The sequence below is a fragment of the Streptomyces sp. NPDC051940 genome (assembly GCF_040680895.1).
Lineage (GTDB): Bacteria > Actinomycetota > Actinomycetes > Streptomycetales > Streptomycetaceae > Streptomyces.
The window spans coordinates 1-6,337 of the sequence record NZ_JBFAXR010000233.1 but is presented as its reverse complement, the minus strand read 5'-3'; the positions used below and the strand labels follow the sequence as shown (position 1 = coordinate 6,337).

6 protein-coding genes and 1 pseudogene are annotated in these 6,337 nt (G+C 71.7%); 2 read left to right on the top strand and 5 right to left on the bottom strand.

What is annotated here, in order from left to right; genetic code table 11:
* Positions 1–76: 76 nt before the first annotated feature.
* From AB0M28_RS39550 to AB0M28_RS39535, 4 genes are all read right to left on the bottom strand, one after another.
* Positions 77–1,798: an ABC transporter substrate-binding protein gene (locus tag AB0M28_RS39550; protein WP_365415534.1), complete on the bottom strand. Its 1,722-nt coding sequence runs from the start codon at positions 1,796–1,798 to the stop codon at positions 77–79.
* A 143-nt stretch (positions 1,799–1,941) separates the two neighbouring features.
* Positions 1,942–2,034, bottom strand: a complete 93-nt coding sequence (locus AB0M28_RS39545) for an Ms4533A family Cys-rich leader peptide (RefSeq protein WP_365415532.1) — start codon at positions 2,032–2,034, stop codon at positions 1,942–1,944.
* A gap of 420 nt (positions 2,035–2,454) precedes the next feature.
* Positions 2,455–3,561 (bottom strand): DUF3152 domain-containing protein, encoded by a 1,107-nt coding sequence (locus tag AB0M28_RS39540; protein WP_365415530.1) that lies wholly within the window; start codon positions 3,559–3,561, stop codon positions 2,455–2,457.
* A gap of 250 nt (positions 3,562–3,811) precedes the next feature.
* The gene (locus tag AB0M28_RS39535; protein ID WP_365415528.1) at positions 3,812–4,768 is read right to left on the bottom strand and encodes an alpha/beta hydrolase; all 957 of its coding nucleotides are present in this window, start codon (positions 4,766–4,768) and stop codon (positions 3,812–3,814) included.
* Between the two features lie 288 nt (positions 4,769–5,056).
* Between AB0M28_RS39535 and AB0M28_RS39530 the strand changes: the two genes are divergently transcribed.
* On the top strand, positions 5,057–5,269 hold the full coding sequence (locus tag AB0M28_RS39530) for a hypothetical protein (protein WP_365415527.1): 213 nt from the start codon (positions 5,057–5,059) through the stop codon (positions 5,267–5,269).
* A 165-nt stretch (positions 5,270–5,434) separates the two neighbouring features.
* Positions 5,435–6,070 carry a TetR/AcrR family transcriptional regulator gene (locus tag AB0M28_RS39525; RefSeq protein WP_365415525.1) on the top strand — a complete coding sequence of 212 codons (636 nt, stop codon included), beginning with the start codon at positions 5,435–5,437 and terminating at the stop codon, positions 6,068–6,070.
* Positions 6,071–6,145: 75 nt separating this feature from the next.
* On the opposite strand, the pseudogene AB0M28_RS39520 reads toward AB0M28_RS39525, so the two are convergent.
* Positions 6,146–6,337: pseudogene (locus tag AB0M28_RS39520) on the bottom strand (hypothetical protein); the annotation flags it as partial.

Genomic DNA, 6,337 nt, shown 5'->3' with positions numbered 1-6,337 from the left:
CGGCGGGCTCGGCACGGCGGGCTCGCCTCCTCCACCGAGGAGGCGGTCCCCGGGTCGGTCAGTACGCCGGCCGTGGTCACTTGACCGCGACCTGCGAGATGTCCAGGACGCCGGTCCAGTCGCTGATCACGATGTTCTTGACGTCCTTGCCGTACAGGCGCTTGTAGACCGGGTGGAAGAGCGGGACGTCGAGCGCCTGCTCGCCGATCTTCGCGTCCAGCGCGCCCCAGCGCTTGGCGGCCTCGTCGAGGTCGGTCAGCTTGTTGATCTCGTCGATCTCCGTGTTGACGGCGGCGTCGTCGAGCTGGGCGTGGTTGTAGTTGGAGCCGTTCTCCACGATCTGCCGGCCGTCGAAGATCGGCGCGAGGAACGGGCCGCCGGACGGCCAGTCGGCGCCCCAGCGGGAGATGAAGAAGCCGGGGGTCTTGGCCACGGTCCAGCGCGCCTCGTTGTACGCGTTGGGCTCCAGGCCCTGCAGCTTCACGGTGATCCCGGCGGCCTTCAGCGCCTCCTGGACGGCGGTGGCGGTGGCGGGGCCGGTCTCGCGGTTCTCCTCGGTGGAGTGCGTGAGGGTGATCGTCAGGCCGTCCGGGTAACCGGCCTCCTTCAGCAGCTCCTTCGCCTTGGCCGCGTCGCCGGTCTCGCCCGCCGGGAAGTGGTCGTACGGCGTGTAGCCGAAGGACTTCTGCTCGGGGAGGAACGTCGTCGCCGGCTCGGCGAGCGCGGAGCCGCCGGCCGCGTTGATCACGCTCTTGCGGTTGACGGCGTACGCGATGGCCTGGCGGACCTTCGGGTTGTCGAACGGCTTCACCTTCGGGTTGAAGGCCAGGTAGTTGGTGTAGCCGAAGTGGCCGGTGCCCACGCGGTCGGCGAGGCTCTTGTCGCTGCCGATCTGGGCCAGCTCGGCCGGGCCGAGGTTGGTGTCGGTGGTGACGGCCGCGGCGTCGGCGCCGGAGCTGGTGGACAGCCGCTGGTTGATGACGGCGGAGTCCAGGCCGGACTTCACGACGATCTTGTCGGGGTACGCCTTGCGCTCCTCGTCGGTCTTCGCCGACCAGTGCGTGTTGCGCTCGAGGACGAGCTCCTCGCCGTCGTTCTTGTTGGTGACGACGCGGTACGGGCCGGAGGACACCGGGTGGTTCTCGTACTTGGTGCCGTCGTCCTTCGCCTTCGGCACGGGCGCGAACTGCGTCTGGGTGGCGAGGTAGGGGAACTCGCCCTCGGGCTTGCGCAGCTTGAAGACGATCGTCTTCGCGTCCGGGGTCAGGATCGAGTCCAGCCCCTTGCCGTCCTTGTACGGGCCCTCGTAGTCCTCGCCGCCGACCAGCCAGTCGCGCAGGTACGGGGCGCCGCCGGAGAGTTCGGCGGCGAAGGAGCGCTCGATGCCGTACTTGATGTCGGCGCTGGTGATGGGCGTGCCGTCCTCGTACGTCAGGCCGTCCTTGAGCGTGTACGTCCACTCGGTGGCGTCCGCGTTCGGCTTGCCCAGGTCGGTGGCGAGGTCCGGGACGACCTTGGCGCCCTCGGCGCCGTCCTCGCGGTTGCGGGTGGTGAGCGTACGGAAGATCAGCGAGGGCACGTTGCCGCCGCCGGAGGTGTAGAGCCGGGCCGGGTCGAAGTCGGACTGCGGCGACGAGTTGAGGACGGTGAGCGTGCCGCCCTGCTGCGGCGCGGCGCCGGCTTCGCCCTTGCCGGACGACGCGGAGTCCTCCGGACCGGCGCAGGCCGCGGCGCCCGCGACGACGGCGAGTCCGAGGGCGGCCGCGGCGGCGCGGCGGAGGGTGACGGATGGACGCATGGGTGTGCGCTGCCTTTCCTGGCGTAAGACCGCACGGGGGCAGGCGGGCGCGTTCGAGCACGCGCATGAGGCCGCCCCCGGCACGGGTGAAGGAGAAGAAACGGGCCCTTCAGGGCACCGGGGAGAGAGCGGAGACTGCGGCCTCAGCTACACAGAATGTCGGCGACGCAGTGCGCGGTCACGCCGATCAGCACCAGCTCATGGCTGGTGTGGGCGGAGGCGGCTCGCTGCGACATGCGGAACACGATGACCGATCATCGCACAAATGAGCAATTCAGTTTCACATCGCGGGACGTATCGTTCCGATATACGAGATGCGTTCGAGCCAGGGCGTATACGCTCGGCCAGGGCGTAGGTGTGAGGACCGCACCGGGCCCGCCCGCACCCCAGCCCGTCCGGCGTTTGAGGACGAGGCGCGCAGCGCCGACACACCGGCGCCCAGGCATCAGGGCGAAGGGACCAAAACCAGCCCGTCCGGCGTTTGAGGACTCCGGCCGAAGGCCGGATGCGCGACAGCCGGCGCAACGCAACATGAAGCCCGGCCGGCGTCTGAGGCCGAGCGCCGTCCAGGCGCGAAAAGCGGGCGCAGCCCGCAAAGGGGGCCCGGGGGCGAAGCCCCCGCAGCGCAAGGCGAGCCACGACCCCCGCAAAACCCCTCAGCGCGTCGGATAAGGCCAGGGATTCGGCCGACACGTACGCCCGTCCGTCGACAGGAACTTCGTCTGCTGCATCATCACCGGCGCCAGCCCCCCGTCCTTGTCACACCCGACGTGCCCCCACCCGAGCCGATGCCCCACCTCGTGGTTGATCACCATCTGCCGATAGGCCAGCATGTGATCGCCGAACGTCTCCGCCCCCCGCGCCCACCGATACGCGTTGATCATCACCCGCGGCGTCGAATGCGCGTCACACGACACCTTCTGCACCGCGGTGTTGAGCCCCACCTTCGCGCACCACTTGTTCGTCGTACCGGGACTCGCCAGCGTGATCACGAACGCCGCGTCCTCCCCCGCCCCCACCCGCTGGAAGGTCCGCTCCCCCGTCCCGCCCCAACTGCGCCGGTCGTTGAGCGTCTTGTGCACCGCCTCGGCGAACAGCTCGCCGTCCAGCGGCAGTCCACGCTCGACGTCCACGCGGTACTTCACCACGCGCCCCTTCCCGGGCGCCTTGGCCGGCGCCCCGGCCACGTAGAACTCGTCCGGCCCGGAGAGGTCCGCCGCGAGGGGATACCTCGCGGCCATCGCCTCGGCATACGTCGGCGGAGCCGGCGCAGCCGCGGGCGACTGCTGCGCCGTCTGCGGCTCCTCGCGCGGCTGCGAGCGCGTGGCGCGGTCGCTCCCCGCCCGCTCCCCGGCCGCCGTCCGGTCCTCGTCCGCGCCCCCGCCGTCCACGGCCTGCACGGCTATGCCGGCGGTGACCGCGACCGCGGTCAGCGCGGCGGCGATACCCGTCACCCGTCGCACCCGGCTGCGCCTGCGCCCCGCCCGTCCGCCGTCCAGGATCTGGACAGGCTCCGGACGGGGCTCGCCGTCGCGCAGCCCGGCGGGCCAGTCCGCCCAGTCGTCGCCGCCGCGGGGCCCGGGCGGCGCGGCGATACCGCCGTACACGTCCTCGTCGAAGGCGCCGACGTACTCGGCGCGCGGCCGCGGCCGGGCCGGCGGCTCGGCGTACGGCGGATGCCCGCCCCGCACCTCCTCGGAGGGATACGCGGCGGCGTGCGTGATGAGCCCGAAGTCCGGCACGGGCATGGCGACGCGTCGCATCCCACCCGTGTCCCCCACCCGGGGCCCGGGAACCCTCGGCACCGAACCGGTGTCACCGACGCGGGGCATCGCCCCCGTATCGCTCACCCGCGGCACCGAACCCGTATCACCGACCCGGGGTATCGGACCCGTATCACCGACCCGCGGTATCGCCCCCGTATCGCTCACCCGGGGGAACGACCCCGTATCCCCGGACGCCGCACGCTGCTGCTGACGCCTCGATCCCGCCCCGTGTCTGCCCACGCCCGCGTCAGCTCCCGCCCCGCTCGGCCAGCAGGTCGCCGAACGCCCTGGCCACCACCTGGGGGTACTCCATCATCGCCACGTGCCCCGCCTCCGGCAGCACCACGAGCCGCGAGTCCCGGAAGGAGCGCGCGGCCTTGCGGGCCATCCGGATCGACACCAGCCGGTCGCGGGCGCCGTACACCAGCAGCGTCGGCGCGAGCACGCGCCGCGCCTGGCGCCACAGCCCGTGCTGCCCGCCCAGCGTGTACGCGTTGACGATGCCGCGGGCGGAGCGCTCCATGACCTCCCAGTGGTACGGCAGCGTGAGCCGCCGCTGGTACTCCCGTACGGCGTCGGCGAAGCCCTCCGGCGTCACCCGCCGCGGATCGCCGTAGCACAGGGCCAGCACCGCGCCGGTGCGCTGTTCGGGCGTCCAGTCCTTCGTGAGCTTCAGGAACGCCGACCCCGCCCCCGGGATGGCCAGCAGCGCCGTCGGTACGGCGGTGCGCTGCGGGCGCAGCTCGGGCAGGGCCGGTGAGACGAGGGTGAGGGTGCGCACCAGGTCGGGCCGCAGCGCGGCGACGCGGGTGACGACGGCGCCGCCCATGGAGTTGCCGAAGAGGTGCACGGGTCCGCGGCCGCGGGCGTCGAGGTAGCGCGTCACCGCGCGGGCGTGTCCGGTGATCGAGTAGTCGCCGTCGTCCGGCGGCGGGGACTGCCCGAAGCCGGGCAGGTCGACCGCCTCGCCGTCGACCCGGCCGGCCAGCTGGTCCGCCAGGGCCGTCCAGTTCAGCGCGGATCCGCCCAGCCCGTGGACGTACAGCGCGGGCTCCAGCCCCTCCCGGGCGGGCGTCCGGTGCCGGACGGCGAGGGTTAGGCCGGGGAGCGGGACGTGCCGCAGGGTGACCGTGCCGTCGCTCTGCGCCGCGGTGGGCAGCACCTCCGGAACCGCCTGGGTGCGCGGCAGCTCGGTCGAGGACATGGGCACATGCTACGAGAGAGTCAACCGCTTGGTACGGGTGTTCGCGGTCACAGATCACGCCGCGCCCTCCCGGGGGCGAGACCGGGCCCTCTCCGGCCGGATACCAGGTCAGCCGGGGCGACCGGCCAGGACACCGCCCCGCGAACCGGAGCGAAACCGGCGGATGCCCACAGATCGCATAGCGGCCGGAGCGCACCTCTCTTACGCTCGGACACAGGACACCGTCACGCACCCGCGCACCAGCCGGGCCGCCTGACGCTGACCCACCCCAGAGAGGGGAGACCCGCCATGACGCCCGACCCGCAGGAGCCGGAGACCTTCCAGGCCGGCCCCGACCGCACGAGCGACGAGGTACCGGAGGCGGACGCCGCGGAGCAGCAGGCCGACCTCGTACAACAGGACGATTCGGCGTTCGACGAGCGCACCGGCGACCACGCGAACACCGCCGACGCGGCGGAACAGGCCCGCGTCGTCGCCATGAATGAGGACGATTACCGGTGACCTGCGGAGATTTATCCGGGTTCCCCGGCGCGGGTGTACGTGAAATCCTTGCTCGCGCCACGCGCACACGGGTTACCCGACCGTAGGATGGCGGACACGCACGTGTCCGTTACCGCCGTCACACCCCATCCGCGTGACGCGGTACGGCGATCTTTGGGAGGCGGTGTGACAGCCATCGAGCAGACCGAGGCACGTCCACGGAGCACCCGGCTGCCGCGCCGGGCCCGACGGAACCAGCTGCTGGGCGCGGCCCAGGAGGTCTTCGTCGCACAGGGCTACCACTCCGCGGCCATGGACGACATCGCCGACCGCGCCGGCGTCAGCAAGCCGGTGCTCTACCAGCACTTCCCGGGCAAGCTGGAGCTCTATCTGGCCCTGCTCGACCAGCACTGCGAGGCCCTGGTCAAGGCGGTCCGGGGCGCGCTGGAGTCCACGTCGGACAACAAGCAGCGCGTCGCGACGGTCATCAGCGCCTACTTCGCCTTCGTCGAGGACGAGGGCGGCGCGTTCCGCCTGGTCTTCGAGTCCGACCTGACCAACGAGCCGGCCGTGCGCGAGCGCGTCGACAAGGTCAGCCTGGACTGCGCGGAGGCGGTCAGCGAGGTCATCGCCGAGGACACGGACCTGGCGGCCGAGCAGTCGATGATGCTGGCCGTGGGCCTGTGCGGCATGGCGCAGATCACCGCCCGCTACTGGCTGAGCGCCGGCCAGAACATCCCGCGGGACGCGGCGTCGAAGCTGATGTCGTCCCTGTCGTGGCGCGGCATCGCGGGATTCCCGCTGCACGGCACCGAGCACTGACGGTTGTTCGCTGCCGGCGTTCAGCGTCTGAGCCTGCAGGCGGCGCGGGCGGGTTAGTGTTGCTGCCGTAACGCATCACTTGCTTAACACCTGAACGTCGGAGGGACCATGGCCGTAGAGGTCAAGATCGGCGTGCAGCACTCGCCCCGCGAGATCGCGCTCGAGAGCGCGCAGGTCGACGTACCCGGGGCCGTCGACGCCGTACTTCTCGCGCAGCGCCGCCTCGTCCATCAGCGTGGCGTTGCCCACACCCTTGACCGGGTAGAC